The sequence below is a fragment of the Aliivibrio sp. A6 genome (assembly GCF_028765505.1).
Lineage (GTDB): Bacteria > Pseudomonadota > Gammaproteobacteria > Enterobacterales > Vibrionaceae > Aliivibrio > Aliivibrio finisterrensis_A.
Genome location: NZ_JARACR010000003.1, coordinates 225,719 through 244,924 on the forward strand (window position 1 = coordinate 225,719; position 19,206 = coordinate 244,924).

Below are 19,206 nucleotides of genomic sequence, written 5' to 3' on the forward strand. Positions count from 1 at the left end.
ATGCTTACAAAGTACGCAAGCTAAGTTAATACACTGATGTAAAATGGTTTCCAGCTCAATTAATTCAGTTCAAAAACGCGAACAAACTTGATTTTTTGAACTATAAGCGCCATAACTGTCTATATATTTATGTCTGTCCATTCCAAGGGGAATACGATGAATAATCAAATGTTCGGCCAAACTCATACTCAAGAGTCGGCTCTACAAACAAATAAAGTATTACGTAATACTTACTTTTTACTATCAATGACACTGTTATGGTCAGCACTTGTTGCTGGTGTATCAATGGCACTGAACTTACCTCGCCCAGGTATTATCATTATGCTTGTTGGTTTCTACGGTCTATTGTTCTTAACAGAAAAGAACCGTAACAACAGCATGGGTCTTGTATTTACTTTCTTATTTACAGGCTTCCTAGGCTACACGATCGGTCCAATCCTTAACATGTACATTGGTGCAGGTATGGGTGATGTGATCTTAACAGCACTTGGTGGCACAGCCCTTTCTTTCATGGCTGCATCGGCTTACGCATTAACAACTAAGCGTGATTTATCATTCCTTAATGGCGTGTTAATGGCTGGTTTTGTTGTTCTTCTAATTGGCATGGTAGCAAATATCTTCCTACAAATGCCTTTATTACACCTTGCAATGAGTGGCATGTTCATTCTGTTCTCTACAGGTGCAATTCTATTAACAACACAATCAATCATCCGTGGCGGTGAAACAAGCTACATTTCAGCAACGATTACGCTGTATGTTTCTATCTACAATATCTTCATCAGCCTACTAAGCATTCTTGGTATTATGCGTGATGATTAATCGATAAGTATTCGATAAACATAAAAAATGCCAGCCCTCACAGGCTGGCATTTTTGTATCTATTGTTCTAGAGTTCGCTCATACACCAAAAACACACTAACTAGTATACATTGCACATTCATCACTAATGTCTTCTGTCGGTAAGTAATTTTCTCTAACATAAAACTTGTTAAGTAAACGAATTACCGAGTGTTTCTTTACTGGTTTCTCATCCATTAACACATGCAGCTTACGAGCTACATTTTGAATCGTTAATAAGTTTTCCAGAGGTAAGCTTGCCTCTAAATCATTCTTTAAACTATGAGCTTCTTCATGTCCATTCGCAACAGAAAGATAAGCCCAGATGTAAGCAACTGCATTATGAGAAGAAGACAATTTTTGGTTATATTGAGCAGAACGGTATTGTGACTCAGGGCTTTTAAGCTCTCCACCACGTTCTGTCCAATAAATCGCTTTATAGATATCTTTCTTTATTCCTATTCCATGATAATAACAAGAGCTAACGGTAACCATTGCTTTAGGATCATCTTGATAAGCTGCTCGTAACATCCAGTAGAAGCCTTCCGGGTGTCCTTCTTGTTGCTTCTGATACCATTGAGCAAGAAATAATTGAGCTTTAAGATGATCATTTAATGCTAAGGTCGTAATCGTTTTTAACCCTAACTCTATATCTTTCTCGCACCCGACCCCTTCTAAATAAAGTTTACCTAAAATAAAAGTAGAGCTTTGTTTTCCTTTAGAGTCACCGAGTCGTGCAGCCCAATATTTAGACTTTTCACAGGCTTCAGGATCATCATAATTAACATCATAAAGTCGAACTAACGCATAAAAAGCTTGTTGGCTATTTTTCTCAGCCGCTTTGAGGTACCACTTTATCGCCCCGTTTTGATCAACAAGCTCTAAATCAGCCCCTAGTGCCAACTGTGCTGTAATATTCCCGCTATTCGCTCTATTTATTTTATCCTGTCTATCTGCTTCATCATCAAAAGTAGCTGGCGTAGATACATGCAAGTCATGCTGTTTACGTCGAGCTCTTGTTAACCTTTTTTTATCAACAGAGTGAAAATGCCATATCATGACAATTAAGCAAAATACACTGCAAAAAAATAAGAACCAATACATATCAATATCATCGAAAAATGGAACACGTTTTTATAAACCTATTCTAATGATTTTCGCACTCAATTAGAATGAATACCTTTTAGAAATCTAGCTTTATCTTGCTATTTCTTATGAAAACGCACACAAACATACAAAACAACACAGTTTGAGTATTTTTTATTTAGAATTCCTAGCTTTGTTACTGTTCTTTTAGCAAAAGTTAGCTAAGGTTATAAACAAATCATTCATTATTATGGCTTATATGAAAAAAACGTCTCATTACTATTTGTTTGTGTCTCTTTTTATCTTCTCACACCTTAGCTTTGCAAGCTGGGGGCTTTCTGATGAGCAACCAATAAAAATTAGCTCTCAAGTTCAAACAATTGAAAATGATATTAGAGCTCTACCAGAACAACATTTTTTTTCTAGTAATGATTACGCGCAAGTAAAGCGGCTACTATCAACAACGATTTCTCAGCAAAAAAAACACGCTGAGGAACTTAAAACAGCACTAAAAAACTATAGACAAAATACGGATGAGGCACATTGGTTAACGGTTGAACAAAATCATCAATCGTTAAATTCATTAAATTTAAGCAAACAACAATTACTAAAATTAACAGACCAAATTACAAGAGATCAATTAACTGGGTTTGGCCCATACGGAGTAACTCAATTTTATTCTGAATTAACCATTACTCAATTAAATATCGAATATTACATTCATTACCAAATCCGCAGTTTTAAAAATTTATTGCGTGATTTGAGAATATCTCCAGTGCCTATCATTAGCGTTATTTTTAAAGTGCTTTGTGTCTTTTTTATCTTTAGTTGGTGGCTTAGAAATAGTGATCGTCTAATTAAAGACTTCAAAAAATCAAAACTTGAAGGAACCAATAAACCCAATTTACTCATCCGAGGCATTTGGTACCTAACTCGAGCACATAAAGCGATAGCTTGGTTACTTCTCATTACGGTTACGCTACGTATTATTTCAACACTACCAAGCTTACAGCACCTAATATTTTTGGAAATATTTACATGGTGGGTATTGGGTGGCTCAATAGCGGTAAGTTTTATCCTTGAATTTATTTATCGTAATAGTAAGCATAATAAAAAAGAAATCATTACCTTACGTCTAGCGTCTATTCGTCATTACGTTTGGGGGATTATTGTTGCTGGTGTCATTTTACAAATATCGTCAAGAACACTGGGACAAGGTACTATTTATGCTTGGATTAATTCTTTAGTCTATTTATTCTTTGTTCTTTTAACGGTTTATACTCTAAAGCAATGGCGGACGATTGTTTTTAATAGAATTAATCATATTGATCCATTACCTGTATCAATACAGTGGGCAGCTCGTAACCAAGAAACATTTTTAATCTCAATTATTGCTACAGCATGTGCTGCGGCTTGGCTTTCATGGCGAGCGATTCAACACAGCGTTATTAGTGTGTTATCTCAATACGCTGCATTTAGCCATGCTTTAGCGTATTTATTTAGAATAGAAGTGGCTAAACAAACCGAAGTGTCTCGTGAACAGTCTAATCTTGTTCGAATTAAGGGTACCGCTGCTTTTGATTACATATCTCCAGGCTCTGAAGATTCCGTATTAATTGAAGATTATGCTAAAGAAGAAATGACAGCCCTGTCACGTTACCTATTAACTGATAGTCCAGCAGTATGTGTGCTTTCTGGCGAACGAGGTGTAGGTACAACTACCTTACTAAAACGCTTACTTAATAAAGTAAAAAATGCACACCCTCTCTACTTAAATTGCCCATATGATGGATACTCTGCTTTATTACCAGAATTCGCAAAACAGTTAGGGTTATCTGAAGGATCAACAGAAAGAGATATTCTTCAGCATTTACGTAACAGTGATACTTGCTATCTATTGGCTTTTGATAATACGCAGCGCCTAGTCAAACCGAAAGTAAATGGTTTAGCCGATTTAATGAAATTAACCAACCTACTTCGTCGTGCTCGAAAAAGCCATCGCGTTGTATTAGCTATCGAAAAATCAAGTTGGCGTTTCATTGATCGCGCTCGTGGCGAACGTCTATTATTTGATCTTGTTACCTTTATGCCTAAATGGGATGAAAAACAAATTGGTCAGTTGCTCGAATCTCGTATTACCACCACACAAACAGCAGAAACGAATGAAAAAACACCTTCAATTTCTTTTGATGGCTTAGTGCTACCAAGACAATGGGATGAAGAAAATTTAACAGAAGAAGAACGAGCTAAAAACGGATTTTATCGTATTTTGTGGGATTACTCTGATGGTAACCCAACTGTCGCATTGCGCTTTTTCCGTTTATCGTTACATAGGGATAAGGATACTGATGCCGTTTTAGTTCGATTATTCAGAGCCCCGCACTCAGACGACTTAGAAGCTATGCCTAAGCCGATGCTTGCCGTTCTTCGCTCTATTGTTCAGCTTGAAATTGCTTCTCCAGAAGATCTGTGTGAATGCAGTCGATTAAGTATGGCTGAAGTCATCAGTACACTTAGATACTTTCAAAGCCGCGGCTATATTGAATGGAGTGATGATAAGGCTCGTATTTCTGATCATTGGTTCCGCCACATTACAAACGTTTTACATCGTCAACACTTATTGGTGAAATAATATGCTTAGATTATTTATATTTTTCATTACGCTCACCTTTGGTAGCGCAACCTTTGCTGAAGAAGCTCAATCTATCGATAACTTACACCAGTTTGCCAGTTTAATTCGCTGGAGCGGTGTCGCTTTTTCATTCGTTATTGTATTTGTCGCTTGGCTATTATTGCGCTTTACTCAATCGATTGTTGATGGGATCAGTAGTCAATTTGCTCAACGCCGTATGTTGATGCAAAAATTACAATCCTTCTTTCAATTCTTTATTTATATGTCGACTGGTATGGCGGTATTCATGCTCAGTTTTCGTGTTGATGAAAGAGTACTGGCATTAATAGGCGGTACAATTGCGGTTTCAGTTGGTTTCGCTTTAAAAGATCTTACTGCTTCTTTTATTGCAGGCCTGACCGTTATGATTGATCGCCCTTTCCAAGTCGGTGACAGAGTCACATTTGAAGGACACTATGGCGATATTATTACTATCGGATTACGTTCAGTAAGAATGCAAACCTTAACTGATGACATTATTACGATCCCGAATAATAAATTCTTAAATGATGTTGTTGTAAGTGGGAACTATGGTGCATTAGATATGCAAGTGGTTATCCCTTTCTATATTGGTATGGATCAAGACATTAATACTGCGCGCGATATTATCCAAGAAGCGGCATCTTCTAGTCGTTATATACACTTACCAAAACCGGTTGTTGTTTTAGTTAAACAAACCATTACTGATAACTATTTGGCTATACAACTCACCTGCAAGGCTTATGTAGTTGATATAAAGGTAGAAAAATTATTTGAGACAGACATTACTTTACGCGTTATGCAAGAGTTCAGAAAATCTAATATACTGCCTCCACGTATCGCAGTGCAAAGTCAGTAAGCTTTAAATAGAAGCTCTTATTCTCAAAGAGCTTCTACGTTCAAAAACATTATTTTATTCAATTCATTGCCTTATTATCTCTCGCTGTCCTCTAATTTTATTGATAACATATCATTCTATATTAGCTAACTCTTTGGTTCTGTAATGAAATTAATATTAAAATCACTCCTATTATCTGCGTCATTATGCTCCTCCTTAGCTTTAGCTAATACAGAAGCACATCAAGATTACTTAAAAGGCACTGCCTATTTAAACCAAGATAACTATAAAGATGCGATTACCTGGTTAACAAGCGCTGCAAACAATGGGTCAATTGAAGCACAAAATAAAATAGGTGTGATGTACGCGAAAGGTATTGGTACTGATGTTAATACGCACTTAGCCATTCAATATTTTACTAAAGCAGCCAAAAATGAAAGCTCAATGGCTTACTATAACCTTGGTAAAGTATATGAATCACAGAATAAGTTTACGACAGCTACCAATTGGTACAATAAAGCAATTGAGATGAATAACAGTAATGCTATGAATAATCTTGCAGACTTGTATCTACAAGGCAAAGGATTAGTTCAAAATACTAATCAAGCTGAATTGCTGTACGTCCAAGCAGCTGAATTAGGTAATGCGACCTCAATGCGCAATCTTGGCTTTCTATATTTTAAAGGTATTGAGGTTAAACAAGATATGGAAAAGGCGTATTTTTGGTTTAATTTAGCTGCAGCGAAGGCTTATCCTGAAGCTGACACATATCGAGATTTTACTGGCGAAAAACTGTATAAAACACAACGAATTTCTGTACAAAATGACGCATTAGAATGGCTAGAAGAGCATTCTAAATAAACCTATCCGCATCTTTTGTTATGACTTAATAGTGGTTGCCTTCGTTAGCTAAGGCAACCACTAATCTTATCAAGCCTTTCTACGATCATTTAAATAACGTGGCAACCAAGCTGACATCGTGATGAGCATAAATATTTGCGCGAAGTTTTCGACTGATTTTATAACTAAAACAATAACCGAACTTGCTTCTAATGTGCCTAATAATAAATCGGCACTAAAACGTATAGCTATTATCACAACTAACAAAGCACACAGAGTCAATAAACGATCTTTTATGTTAAGTATCGGCTGCGCTTTCGATAGCGAAATGGCTAAAACTACAGCCCAAGATAACACTGCCATATATAAATAATTCATATACAGCATAATAAAGGCAATACCACTGGTTACGAACGACATAATTAACCAAAATGGCAGACCTGCTATCACACGATATAACAAATCACCATGCTTACGCTGTAAACTCGAAAAATGGACAATAACCATCGCGCCCAGTGCAATACCTACAATAGAGTCTGTTAAAAAGTGAACGCCTAACCATACTCGTGAAATTGACTGCACAATTATCAATCCAACAAAAAGACAGGCATATCGATGTAGTATCAACGTCGATAATTGTTTTCTCTTTAATGAAAGATAAAACACACCATAAATGACAACAGAAAGCATGGCGTTCATGCTTGGCATTCCAAATCCATTAGCTTGGGTAAGCTGCAATTGCGGCAAATAAACAAACGGTCGAGGTAATGCTAGCCCTTGTTTAGCTAATTCGGTAAGAACAACGCTTAGAATGATACCGAATAATAATGTCAGTGCAGTTTCACGCCCCAAATACACCAGTGCAACAATAAATAGGAAGTAGAAAAAAGTATCTGAACTCGTTTCACTTATCATAATAAAAAACATTTTAATGCTAATATTCGCTAAAGCAGGCAAGCTGTCTATGCTTTCTCGTAATGACATTAACAATTCTAATTCGACTTGGTGTATATCTGATGCTTGATCAACTAAATTATTAACCCAGGTAATTCTGTTATCACTCTCTAGCGGTTTAGCAAGCCAACTCTGAAGTAACTCCAACTGTTCTGGGTAACGATATTTCCCATGTTTTATTTTATAAGGTTCGGTTAAGTAAACTGCTTCGGTTTCAATACCGTAATGAGGAGCAAACCACGATGGTATTCGATAAAAGCCATTACTGGTTTCTAAATCAAATACAATAATATCGGAATCACTGGTACAACGATAAATTATTGCCTTTTCATCTTGGTGTAAGATTTCTTTTGCTGTCACAACTAAGCCAGCTTCTTCCCATGTTTCTCGCTCAGCGGCTTCTCTGGCCGTTTCTCCCTTATCAATTCCCCCTCCCGGTAATGATAACTTCCCCGTAATTAACTCTTCAATCAAAACTACTCGAAAGCCATCATCAACAACGCATACCGCGCCTTTTGAATTTGGTGCTTCATCGGCTATTGCTGGTATAGAAAAGAGTGCTGAAAACAATGTTGAAAGAAATAACATCAAAGTAAAAAACTGCTTCATATTTCATCCTCTTTTAAAGATTTACGTAAATAATGAATATGATCTTTTAAGCCTTGCTGGTTATAAAAATCTAATGCCTTTTGATTAAAATTCCAAACTTCAACAAAGAGTTCTTTTACTCCATAATCCTTTAATTCTTGCTCAATTCGTGCCATTAATTCTTCAGCAATGCCATTTCTGCGATACGTTGATTCTACGTACAGCTCATCTATGGTAGCCATCATCACCGGCTTACTTACCGTTGAAACTAATTCACAAAAATGCGCGGTAACAAATCCAATAACTGCACCGTTAAACTCTGCTACATATACTATGCAGTCAGGGTCATCCAAATAACGAGAGATGCTTTTCTCTTCTTCTATCTCAGAAGCCGTTTTAAATAATTCAGGGCACTGTTGATGATGCTCATCATGCAACTGATACATCATTGAATTTAAGCAAAACAAATCGATTTCTTTCGCTCGACGAATAACTGAATCCATGTTGATACCAAATAATAATAGAACGGTAATTAGAGCATGATTTATATACAAAAAAAAGCTCTTCAGAATGAGAATCTGTATTCGTTGAACGACCTATCAGTTTTACCTAAGAATGCGTAAATACGTCATCGTATTGAACCATAAAATAATTAATCGCTCTAATTAACGCTTTTCCTTACTTTATTTTGACTATAAAAATGTTAATCACGATACACTCATTTCACTCACTACCTTATAAAATAATTAATTATGTTTTTTTCTTTTTCTCCTAAACATCGCATTTACGAATTAATCGCTTTTTTTCTGTTTATTTCAGTTATGGGGACGGTTTTACTACTGACCCCTGCTCCTGATTTATTCGCATCATTACCGCCGTTTGAAAATGAACTTCTTAAATGGTTGAGTCGTTCAGCAGGTGAATACCTCTTTATTCTTACCTTAGCGATTCTCTGTTCAATCCCTATTATTCAGCGATTACCTATAAAAAAAACACTCTCTTTATATCTACAGTTTGGCATTCTTCTCGTATTGAGTTTTATGCTTAAAAGCGGTGTAAAAGCAATAACAGAGATCCCTCGTCCATATACACAAGCCTTAGTACAAGTTGATCTTGTTGACAGTACTGAACGTTTTTACTCATTAGATGAAGACAGCAAACAAGCACTGATTAGCCATACAGAAAACAGAGTGAGCCCAGCCCGTATTGAACAATGGCGAGCAAGTACTAACTATTCATTTCCATCGGGACACACTATATTTGCTGCAATCTGTGTCTTATTTTGGGGCGGATTTTTATTACGTCATAAGCACTATCTTTTAACCACTGCCGTCATTACTTGGGGAGTAGGCGTTGGTTTTAGTCGTATTTGGCTTGGTATGCACTGGCCTTTAGATCTAATTGCTTCAATTATCAGCGCGTCCGTCTTAATCTTATGTGTTCCTACAATTTGTTTAGAAAAAGCGCCAAATTCTGAAAACTAGAACTCTATTTCACACAAAATGCTCCATACCTTTTCGCCTGCTGGATGTAACCTAGCTTGATAGCGATAAGCATAATACTCAATAGAAAGTCGCAATGTTAGTTCACCAATGATTGCGACTTTTTTTTGTCTTAACTCTTCTTTGATACTATAAGCAGGCAACCAAGCAATGCCTTGACGATCAAGAACCAACATTTTCAACATATCGGTCATTGATGATGAGAATATTGGATTTAATTGTACTTGCTCTCGCACTGTTTCAACTTGTCTCCCCATGTATGATGTTGAACTGTAAGCTAACCATGGTAAAGGATCTCCACTATCAAAATTAAAGATCGCCTTGCCTTGCTCGTTACATGCACTAACTGGCAATAATTCGGTTTTAGACAGTAATTGAGATTGATAAGGCGGCAATCTTAGGATCTCATCATCAAATGCTAATAAAATATCACACGCGCCCTCTCTTAATTCTTTGGTCGCCTGATCAACATCAATTGCCTCAACACTTAATATCGGTTTGTAATCACTCTCTGGTAATAAGCTTTGTATTGTAGGAATTAAGCTTGTAGCTAATGAATGAGCGGCGGCGATTTGTACAACGTTACCTCCCAATCGGGATAAATCTGAAATTTGATTAATACCTGTCATTATTTGATTAACCAATGTTCGTGCCGTGATCCGAAATAGTTTCCCACTGGGCGTTAACTCAATCGGTTTACTTTTTCGATCAATCAACTCAGCACCCACGGTATCTTCTAATAAACGAATCCGTCGACTAAACGCGGGTTGAGTTACATTCCTTAATGCCGCGGCTTGAGAAAAGTTCCGCACTTTTGCTAGCACTAAGAAATCTTCTAGCCACTTACTTTCTACATTCATGTCATTTTCTCACTGTCCTTTAAAGGGACGAACATCACTATTCCTAAAATGCATTATTACGATTTACATAATATTTATATGCTAGATAACTCTAATAAATCACTTTCAAAGAAAACAATTTCATCTCAAATGTATATAAATCATCCAAAAAACGACTTACTGAGACTTAATTCTAATTTTTAGGCTTTTAGCTATGCCGATTTGACATACAACTATAATTCTTAACATTTAACAAAAACTACAACGACTGACATGATTTATTCAACTTCTGCATTAGCAAGATTAATATTATGAATAAAAAACTAGGTATCTTAGGTGGGATGGGGCCATTAGCAACCGTTGAGTTTATGATGAAAATAATAACTCAGACACCAGCACATAATGATCAAGAACACATTCCAATGGTAGTGAGTAGTGTTCCACAAATTCCAGATAGAACGGCATTTATTATGGGCCATGGTGAAGATCCTTACCCTGAATAAAAACACAGCTTTGATCAGTTAGAACAGTCTGGTGCAGAGTGCATTGTTATTCCATGTAATACTGCACATTATTGGTATTCACAGTTAAGCGCGACTAGCCATGTTCATACCATTAGTATCATTGATAGCGTTGTACAAGAGACCCAAATACGTAAACATAAAACGGTTGGGTTACTTGCGACAACTGCAACAATGAAAGCAAGAATGTATCAACAGAAGCTCAACCAGTATGATATTGATGTGATTGAAACTAATGACATGCAGCAACAAGCAGTTATGCAAGGTATCTACGAAGTTAAAGCTGGAAACATTGAAAAAGGGAAAGCGTTAATGCTACCTGTATTTAAAGATATGTTATCCCAAGGTGCAGAAGCGATTATTCTTGGTTGCACTGAAATCCCAGTAGCGCTAGCTGAGCAAAATTTACAGTCACCGCATCATTGTTTGGATTCATTAGAAATATTAGCAAAGTATTGTGTTGAATGGTCTTATGAAGCAGAGCCAGCAGCGATAGCAAGCTAAGAAGATTCTTTACAATTCTTATTCACTGATTTAACCGCCATAATGCCAAAACCAATAAGTAGCAATAACGGCAATAGCCAAAGCACATAGGTTTTCGCATTTAATGGCGGTTCATATAAAACAAAATCCCCAAAACGACGCGTCATAAATGCCACCACTTCTTTATCACTCTTACCTGCTTTTATTTGCTGATAAACTTGCAAACGTAAATCTTTGGCTATTGGAGAATTTGATTCTACTAAGTTTTGGTTTTGACATTGAGGGCAACGCAATTGTTTCGCTAAATCGATAGATCGTTTCTGCTCTTGTGGTGAATTAAATTCAAACAGCTCGACGCTTTCAATTACCTCTTTATCCGCGCCAACAAACAAGCTTGAACCATTATCAGAATTGGCCTGAACGGATACCGAGCTAAATAAAGCAATAATTAAGAACAGTAATTCTTTGCATTGTTTCATTATTATTCCTCAAAAAAATGAGCAAATTCACGTTGCCATTTTTTCTCATCTAAAGCGCCAGTAAAGCGATGTAATATCACCCCTTTCTGATCAATTAAAAAAGTTGTCGGTGTACCAAAAACGCCTAAATCCATTGCAAGTGCTCCTCTTGGATCGAAAATCACCGCTTGGTATGGTGAACCTGTCTGCTCTAACACTTGTTTCGCTGCAATGCGATCGTCTCGATAGTCTAAACCAATGATGGTTATGCCCTGCTCTTTTAATTGATGTAAAAACTGATGCTCGGTTTTACAAATACCACACCAAGCAGCCCAGACATTTAATAAAGTTAATGGTTGCTGTTGAAATAACGATTCATTTAATAATACAGACGTATCCATGACTTCTGGCAATTCAAAAGCAGGGACACTCTCACCCACCATCGCTGTTGAGGTGCTTGATTCTTTGGTTTCTAATCCGCTAAGTAATACGATAAAAATACCAATACATACACTAACGGCTAGGCCTATTTTCGCTATTGTTTTCTTAGAACCTGTTTTCATCAAGAGTGCCTTTATGCTTCTTCCGCTTTTTTCTTTTTAATGATGGCGATAATACCACCTAATGCCATTAAGATAGAGCCAAACCATATCCACCTTACGTACGCTTTATATTGTAAGCGAAGCGCGAAACTACCATCTTTAAGTTTTTCACCCAAAGTGACATAGATATCACCATGCCAAAACCAATGCATAGCAGGTTCACTCATGTTCATCACACGTACTTGATAATGACGACGCTGTGGCTGAACTGTTGCTATTTTCTTACCCTCTTCACTGATCACTAAATTAGCTTGTTCTGCAGTATAGTTTGAAGCAACCAACAAATCCGTTTCTACATAAGTAATCTCATAATCAGCTAGTTTTGCTGTAATACCAGGTTCCATTTTCGCACTGGTTTCAAAAGAGTGCTCAGCATTCATTGCCGCCCCAATCATCACAACTGCAACGCCTATATGTGCCACTGCCATTCCGAGCGCTTTTCCTTGTGACTGTTTTATTGTCCATAATGAACCTCCAACAACAGCGACAGCTAATACCCAAATAATCGATGGCACAATAAACAGCTCACTGTATTGAAGTCGGTAGATAATCAACCCACAGATTATTGAACCAAGTCCCAAGAGTAAGCCGTTTCTTTTGGTCGCTACCTCTGCTTTTTTACCCCATTGGACAAAAATTGAAACTGCCATCATCAACAGCGCGATTATCGCCATAGGTACAAACAGTAGATTGAAATAAGGAGCACCAACAGAGATATTTCCTAATCCTAAAATTTGAAAAATCATCGGATAAAAAGTGCCTAGCAACACGGTTATTGTCGCGATTGAGAACAACCCTGCTAACAGTAAAAAAAGAAAATCGCGACTCATCAACTCAGTGATCGATTTACTATTTAGCTGTTTACTTTTAAGTGCATACAAAGAAAATGAAACTAAAAGCACAGCAAAAAGGATCAATAACAAAATAATGCCACGAGTAGGATCAACCGCAAACGCGTGAACCGAAGTCAATACACCCGAACGCACCACAAAGGTACCAAGAATACTCAAACTAAACGTAAGCAACGCTAAAACGACAGAGGTTTTAAGTAGCTGTTGCTGCTTATGGCTAGCAATTAACGTGTGTAGTAGAGCCGTAGCAGTTAACCATGGCAACAAAGAAGCGTTCTCTACCGGATCCCAAAACCACCACCCTCCCCAGCCTAATTCATAATATGCCCACCACGAACCTAAACTGTTCCCTGCCGTTAATAAAGCCCATGCCAGTAAGGTCCAATTTCTTGCATAACGAACCCATGTAAATGGAACTTCTTTCATCATTAGCGCTGCCAGAGCAAAAGAAAACGTAGCGGCAAAACCAACATAACCCAAATAAAGTAATGGTGGATGAAATATCAATCCAATATCTTGCAACATTGGATTCAGATCTCGGCCTTCTAATGGTGTATTTACATAAATAATAAATGGATTTGAAGCGAAAAGTGTAAAGGCAGAAAAAATTACAATCAGTGTATTTAACACCAATAAAACACGAACGACATAAGCCTGCTCAATCCGCTTTCTATTTAGCGTTATAAGCCCTGCCCATAAGGTTAAGGTTAATACCCAAAACAGTAATGAGCCTTCGTGGCCTCCCCAAATAGCGGCAATTTTAAAAAAAACAGGTAACGCTGAATTAGAATGTTCAGCAATGTATCGAATTGAAAAATCATCGATATAAAAACCATAACCAAGCGCAGAAACCGAAAGAATACAAAACAAACAGCTCAGTAAAGAAAGAGGAAAAATAGCCATTGACCATTGTTCGTCACTTTTAATAAGACCATACCCAACAGAGCCCATAGCGACAAATGATAAGATCATCGTTGCTATTAACCAAAATTGACCGATTTCAGCAATCATACTGCCCCATTGATTTCTATAAAATTAAACCGATATAAAAACGCCATGCCTGTAACTACCTATATAGGAAGTAACGTTAGCATGGCGATACCACATTATACGACGGTCATTTGTCCCGCATAAAGCACAAACGTACGAAGCATTAATACACCAAGTAAACTTAGTGATGTCACAACAAAAATAAAGCCTTTACCATGAGCGACTTCTTTTGGCGCAAATGCATTAAGGGCTAATGGCGTAAGCATACCTAAGCCAATCACACCAACCCAGAACCAAGTTCCCCAAAAGCCACCACCAATAGCAGCCCATGCAGCCGCCTCACCTTGACCTCCACTAAAAATTAAGCCAGTGAAAAAAGTAACTAATACAAATAATTCAAACACCACAACTGGACGCTCAAAGTTATGTATCCACTTTACAGATGTACTATGACTTGATTCTTTAAACCCAAGAACACCGAACAGTAAACACGCCGCGGCCCCCGAAGATAAACTTGAGAACAAGAATAAAATCGGTAATACCGGATTATTTAACATTGGGTAGGTTTGTAATGCAGATAATAAGAAACCAGTATAAGCCGCCAACATAACCGCTAGCACCGCTAAGAAGATTTCTAATGCATTCTCAAACTGTTCTATCTTCAACAAGACAGTGTCGATAAAACCAAACTTCCCTTTTAAGAACCCCATGATCTCTTTTCTAAAGATGATCCCTATCCAAGCAAACAATACGACCATATACACTTGGAATAAGATAACCCCCATCGACATTACTGACGTTGGATTAAAGAAGATCATAATTTTCCAAAAAGATAACGGTTTAGTTAAGTGGAAAATCAAAATAGTAAGACCAGCAATAATACCAAATGGCGCTAATATTGCCGTCGCCTTGATAATGCCATTATCCGCAGGGTTACCTTCAATCACTTTACGTTTTAAGTAAATAGATATCATAACCGCACCGGCAGACATGCCAGCTAAGAATAGATAGATCGCAATGATCCAATCCCATACCAAAGAGTCAAAATTAAACGCAGCTTCCCATGCACTCATCTTAAATCTCCCCTTTTTTATTTGGGATCTTATACAGCTTAGGCTTGGTGCCTAGATCCACTTTGTCACGGTATACTGGGTTATTATTTAATACCGTATTAATTTCGCTGTCTTTATCGTTTAAATCACCAAAGATCAGTGCTTTTGTCGGGCAAGATTCAACACAAGCAGGTTGCTTCCCTTGTGCTAAATTAGTCTCACGACAAAAATCACATTTATCTGCAGATTTAGTCACAGGATTGAAGAAACGAACTTGATAAGGACACGCTGCTAAACAATAGCCACAACCCACACATTTCTCATTATGAACATCAACAATTCCTGTTTTTTCATCTTTATAAGCAGCACCTGTCGGACACACCATCACACACGGCGCGTTTTCGCAATGCTGGCATGATTTGCGTGTAAAACGATAATCAACGTCAGGAAACTCCCCGCGAGGTTCACTACGGATAATCTCTAAGCGAGAAACGCCTTCTGGCACACTGTTCACTTCACGACACGCTTCGGTACATGCTGTGCAGCCAATACATGCATTCTCATCATGGACCATACCATAACGTTTTGTTCCATCTTCCATTGAGTAAGCCAGTGTTTTTTTACTGCTCATCAATGACGTCGTTGCAACTCCGGTAGTAAAGATAACCGCACCAGAACCAGCTAAAAAATGTCGTCTAGAACAACTCATACTATTCTCCTAGCTTATTTTCTTTCTGATTAAAATCAGCGTGGCAATCAACACACATCTTAATCTTCGTTGAATGATCAAAAGAAAGCACAGCCTCTTTTTCTCCATGAACGACATGACAAGATGAACAGGTTAAGTTTTTAGCGTGAACGTCATGCGTCCAACTGTCGTCTCGTAATCTATCTGAGGTGTGGCAATCAGTACATTGGCTATTAGCTTGTAAAATTTCATCAAACGAGAGGGTCACTTTTTCCGTGCCTTGCTTTGATTGTGCCGCAGAATATTTTGTAACTTGAGGTGCGCCTTCTCGGTGATCAGGCCCAATTGATTTATGACACTCAACACAATTCACATCACGTTTAAGAATCGCAAATGACTCTTCTCCGTGTGTTCCTTTAAGTGTTTCTTTTTCATCTTTATGACATTGTGTACACGCATAATCGCGGTCACGAATTAGTGTCACCTCATATCGAGTTGATGCATCGGCCTTAATTTGGGGCGATTCATCCGCTGCAACATTCAGAGACAAACCATAGAGACAAAATGCGAAGGTAAGCTTCAACATTGTGGCTATGGCGAGTTTGACTTTGCCCATTATATATCCTTCCCTTTCCATACTATTTGATACGGTAAAACATGAACAAATAGGAGGGTGAGTAATTGTAATCCTGAAGATTTTCCTTCAGATTTTGGTAGCAATTCTCATTGGATAGTTTAGCCACAACGCTTAACAAACATATTTTATAACTAAATGTGTCTAAATAATACAACTTGTATCTAATTACCACTCAGCTTCTACCACTTTTGTGATAATCATCCACAAACCACTATCTTGTTGTATTTAAACGAAAATAATAACCATTCTTAACAAGGTAAAAGCAAATTAACACTTTAGGGTTAGTTGCCTTTATTGGTGATATAGATCACCTATGTAACTTGATGTAAATCAACACTAACCCCGATGAAAAAATCACCAACTTGCATTTACGCTACACTAAGCAAAGTTTCCAATTCTGATTGATAGTCGCTTTCACAACGCTTGGCTAATTAATTAAAAGAATATTGGAGATACAATAGTGAAAAAGCAATGGACCCGTCGTTCAGCCGCTGCAATCGCGATGATGACTACCTTATTATTAAGTAGTCATAGCTTTGCTGCCTCTGAAAACAGTGAGCGAGTTGACCCTCGTAATGAAGCCTATGCAACTGAGTACGCCGATCAATACGATACATGGCGCTCTACCTCTGACAGTGTGCAAATCGAAGACGCATTAGCCGAAGATCCAAACATGGTGATCTTATGGGCTGGCTACGGTTTTGCTAAAGACTACAACAAAGCTCGTGGCCACTTTTATGCGATTGATGACGTAAGAGAAACCCTTCGTACTGCTGGCCCTACCGATGAAAAATCAGGCCCTATGCCGATGGCATGTTGGAGCTGTAAAAGCCCTGATGTTGGGCGTGTAATCGAAGAACAAGGCGAAGACGGCTATTTCTCTGGTAAATGGGCTCGCTTAGGTAGTGAAATCCAAAACCCAATTGGTTGTGCCGATTGCCACGATACTCGTAGTGAAGAGTTTAAAAATGGTGGTCCTGCACTGGCATTAACCAAGCCCCATGTAGAGCGTGCTATGGACGCTATTGGTAAACCTTTTGGTGACCAATCTCGTTTAGACCAACAAGCTGCCGTTTGTGGTCAATGTCACGTAGAGTACTACTTCACTGGTAAAACTAAAGCCGTTAAATTCCCTTGGGATAAAGGAACTACGGTTGATGAAATGGAAGAGTACTATGATGAGATCGGTTTTAAAGACTGGACGCATAAAGTATCTAAAGCACCAATGCTAAAAGCACAACATCCAGGCTATGAAACATGGCGAGATGGCATTCACGGTAAGAACAAAGTAACTTGTGTGGATTGTCATATGCCAAAAGTGACAAAGGAAGACGGTACTGTATACACTGACCATAAAGTTGGTAATCCGTTTGACCGTTTTGAAGACACCTGTGCAAATTGTCACACGCAATCTAAAGAAATGCTACAAGGCGTTGTTGCTACTCGTAAAGCTCAAGTACTAAAAATGAAACTCACAGCGGAACGTCAAATCGTTGCTGCTCATTTTGAGGCTGGTGCAGCATGGGATGCCGGTGCAACTCAAAAAGAAATGGAAGCAATCCTACAAGACATTCGCCACGCACAATGGCGTTGGGATTATGCGATTGCTTCACACGGCGTACATATGCATGCTCCTGAAGTTGCCCTAGAAGTATTAGGGACTGCGGTTGATAAAGCAGCAGATGCTCGAACTAAACTTGTTCGCTTACTGGCGAAAAAAGGCATTACAGACCCTATTGCAATTCCAGACATCTCTACTAAAGCTGCTGCACAAAAAGCACTAGGCATGGATATGGATGCAATGAATGCAGAGAAGAAACACTTCTTGGAAACTGTTGTTCCACAGTGGGAGGAGCAAGCTAAAGAACGTGAATCAAGAGATTACGCTCCGATTAAATAATATGTGAATTAGATCAGTGTTACACACACGGAGCTTTAACACACTTTTCAAGCAATAAAAAGCCGACACTTTATAAACTAAGTGTCGGCTTTTCTGTCTCTTTAACTCTTTAACTAGCGACGAGCTTGCATCAATTGTTTCGCTTGGTTAATTGAATTAATGATCGTAATCCTATCTACATCTACTCGTTCTGAATTTAAAATTTTCTGCCAAGCATTTATCGCTTTTTGATAACGGAATGTCACAAAATGATCAGAAGCAATTAAGGTTAATGCTGCTTGGTTATATTCATCTAGCTCTAACGCTTTATCCAGTAAGGCTTGGATTTCTTCATCAATAATTTGAGAGTGAGCGTAATATAACGTCGTCGCCTTTGCTGCGTATTGATTTGCTGTTGGCTCATCAGTAAGGCGCAGTGCATAATCAAAACAGATACTTGCATTAGAAAACTCGCCATTGAGTAAATACCCCTGGCCAATCTCAAACCAAAGTTCGGCATCATTAGGTGATGCTTTTAACTGATCTTCTAAATAACGCATTTTATCGCTATACGACAGCGGGCCTAACGGCTCTGTAATGGCTTTATTATTTACAGCAAATTTTTCTGGTCGTAGGCCTGAAGAAAAAATAACAATCATGCTGATAACAACAAAAAATATCATCCATGCTGGATTTAAAGAAGTCGCTTTATCTCGACTGTAAAACCACCACAAAACCGCGGCGATAATTACAAAACTCAACAACATCATTATAATCATATTGTATTCCCTAGAAAAAAACTGGCGCGATCGTAATCCATATTATAAATGATAGCAATGATCGCTATCATAGTAAGTAGCCTCATTTCTCGGCCTATACTTAATGAGCAGCATCGCATTTATAATTTGCAT

The 19,206-nt window shown here is 38.0% G+C and carries 17 protein-coding genes and 1 pseudogene; 7 read left to right on the plus strand and 11 right to left on the minus strand.

All coding sequences use genetic code 11. The annotated features are described in order from the left end of the window. Nucleotides 1–156 precede the first annotated feature (156 nt). Complete coding sequence (locus tag PVK70_RS03310) at nucleotides 157–819, plus strand: Bax inhibitor-1/YccA family protein (RefSeq protein WP_045102312.1); 663 nt, start codon at nucleotides 157–159, stop codon at nucleotides 817–819. A gap of 96 nt (nucleotides 820–915) precedes the next feature. Here PVK70_RS03310 and PVK70_RS03315 read toward each other — a convergent pair whose 3' ends face one another. Further along, nucleotides 916–1,896 (minus strand): tetratricopeptide repeat protein, encoded by a 981-nt coding sequence (locus PVK70_RS03315; RefSeq protein ID WP_242504771.1) that lies wholly within the window; start codon nucleotides 1,894–1,896, stop codon nucleotides 916–918. 277 nt (nucleotides 1,897–2,173) lie between these two features. Between PVK70_RS03315 and PVK70_RS03320 the strand changes: the two genes are divergently transcribed. From PVK70_RS03320 to PVK70_RS03330, 3 genes are all read left to right on the plus strand, one after another. Continuing rightward, the gene (locus tag PVK70_RS03320; RefSeq protein ID WP_443111803.1) at nucleotides 2,174–4,555 is read left to right on the plus strand and encodes an ATP-binding protein; all 2,382 of its coding nucleotides are present in this window, start codon (nucleotides 2,174–2,176) and stop codon (nucleotides 4,553–4,555) included. A 1-nt stretch (nucleotide 4,556) separates the two neighbouring features. Continuing rightward, a complete protein-coding gene (locus tag PVK70_RS03325) occupies nucleotides 4,557–5,432 on the plus strand; it encodes a mechanosensitive ion channel family protein (protein ID WP_130045598.1) in 876 nt (291 codons plus the stop codon). Nucleotides 5,433–5,576: 144 nt separating this feature from the next. Beyond that, entirely contained in the window at nucleotides 5,577–6,272 is a 696-nt protein-coding gene (locus PVK70_RS03330) for a tetratricopeptide repeat protein (RefSeq protein WP_130047896.1), read from the plus strand. Between the two features lie 69 nt (nucleotides 6,273–6,341). Here the strand turns inward: PVK70_RS03330 and PVK70_RS03335 are convergent, their stop codons facing one another. Both PVK70_RS03335 and PVK70_RS03340 read right to left on the minus strand, forming a co-directional pair. Beyond that, nucleotides 6,342–7,814, minus strand: coding sequence for a bifunctional NUDIX hydrolase/phosphatase PAP2 family protein (locus PVK70_RS03335; RefSeq protein ID WP_242504770.1), 1,473 nt, complete (start codon nucleotides 7,812–7,814; stop codon nucleotides 6,342–6,344). Continuing rightward, nucleotides 7,811–8,296, minus strand: coding sequence for a GNAT family N-acetyltransferase (locus PVK70_RS03340; RefSeq protein ID WP_130045596.1), 486 nt, complete (start codon nucleotides 8,294–8,296; stop codon nucleotides 7,811–7,813). The genes PVK70_RS03335 and PVK70_RS03340 overlap by 4 nt, the downstream gene beginning before the upstream one ends. 249 nt (nucleotides 8,297–8,545) lie before the next feature. Here PVK70_RS03340 and PVK70_RS03345 point away from each other — a divergent pair, with 249 nt between their 5' ends. Beyond that, nucleotides 8,546–9,277: a phosphatase PAP2 family protein gene (locus PVK70_RS03345; RefSeq protein WP_130047895.1), complete on the plus strand. Its 732-nt coding sequence runs from the start codon at nucleotides 8,546–8,548 to the stop codon at nucleotides 9,275–9,277. On the opposite strand, the gene PVK70_RS03350 is transcribed toward PVK70_RS03345, so the two are convergent. Further along, a complete protein-coding gene (locus PVK70_RS03350; RefSeq protein ID WP_130047894.1) occupies nucleotides 9,274–10,155 on the minus strand; it encodes a LysR family transcriptional regulator in 882 nt (293 codons plus the stop codon). The genes PVK70_RS03345 and PVK70_RS03350 overlap by 4 nt on opposite strands. Nucleotides 10,156–10,445: 290 nt before the next feature. Here PVK70_RS03350 and PVK70_RS03355 point away from each other — a divergent pair. Beyond that, nucleotides 10,446–11,159, plus strand: a pseudogene (locus PVK70_RS03355) (aspartate/glutamate racemase family protein). Here PVK70_RS03355 and nrfF read toward each other — a convergent pair. The 6 genes from nrfF to nrfB form a co-directional block, all read right to left on the minus strand. Next, nucleotides 11,156–11,617 carry a heme lyase NrfEFG subunit NrfF gene (nrfF, locus tag PVK70_RS03360; protein WP_130047893.1) on the minus strand — a complete coding sequence of 154 codons (462 nt, stop codon included), beginning with the start codon at nucleotides 11,615–11,617 and terminating at the stop codon, nucleotides 11,156–11,158. The pseudogene PVK70_RS03355 and the gene nrfF sit on opposite strands and share 4 nt — an antisense overlap. Before the next feature lie 2 nt (nucleotides 11,618–11,619). After that, nucleotides 11,620–12,159, minus strand: a complete 540-nt coding sequence (locus tag PVK70_RS03365; protein ID WP_130047892.1) for a DsbE family thiol:disulfide interchange protein — start codon at nucleotides 12,157–12,159, stop codon at nucleotides 11,620–11,622. A gap of 11 nt (nucleotides 12,160–12,170) precedes the next feature. Then, nucleotides 12,171–14,060 carry a heme lyase CcmF/NrfE family subunit gene (locus PVK70_RS03370; RefSeq protein WP_130047891.1) on the minus strand — a complete coding sequence of 630 codons (1,890 nt, stop codon included), beginning with the start codon at nucleotides 14,058–14,060 and terminating at the stop codon, nucleotides 12,171–12,173. 95 nt (nucleotides 14,061–14,155) lie between these two features. Next, complete coding sequence (gene nrfD, locus PVK70_RS03375) at nucleotides 14,156–15,112, minus strand: cytochrome c nitrite reductase subunit NrfD (RefSeq protein ID WP_130047890.1); 957 nt, start codon at nucleotides 15,110–15,112, stop codon at nucleotides 14,156–14,158. Nucleotide 15,113: 1 nt separating this feature from the next. Then, a complete protein-coding gene (nrfC, locus tag PVK70_RS03380) occupies nucleotides 15,114–15,800 on the minus strand; it encodes a cytochrome c nitrite reductase Fe-S protein (RefSeq protein WP_130047889.1) in 687 nt (228 codons plus the stop codon). A gap of 1 nt (nucleotide 15,801) precedes the next feature. Then, nucleotides 15,802–16,395, minus strand: a complete 594-nt coding sequence (gene nrfB / locus PVK70_RS03385; RefSeq protein ID WP_130047888.1) for a cytochrome c nitrite reductase pentaheme subunit — start codon at nucleotides 16,393–16,395, stop codon at nucleotides 15,802–15,804. A 481-nt stretch (nucleotides 16,396–16,876) separates the two neighbouring features. On the opposite strand from nrfB, the gene nrfA reads away from it, so the two are divergent. Beyond that, nucleotides 16,877–18,316: an ammonia-forming nitrite reductase cytochrome c552 subunit gene (gene nrfA, locus PVK70_RS03390; RefSeq protein ID WP_130047887.1), complete on the plus strand. Its 1,440-nt coding sequence runs from the start codon at nucleotides 16,877–16,879 to the stop codon at nucleotides 18,314–18,316. Between the two features lie 113 nt (nucleotides 18,317–18,429). Here nrfA and PVK70_RS03395 read toward each other — a convergent pair whose 3' ends face one another. Continuing rightward, a complete protein-coding gene (locus PVK70_RS03395) occupies nucleotides 18,430–19,074 on the minus strand; it encodes a TPR domain-containing protein (protein ID WP_130047886.1) in 645 nt (214 codons plus the stop codon). Nucleotides 19,075–19,206: the final 132 nt, after the last annotated feature.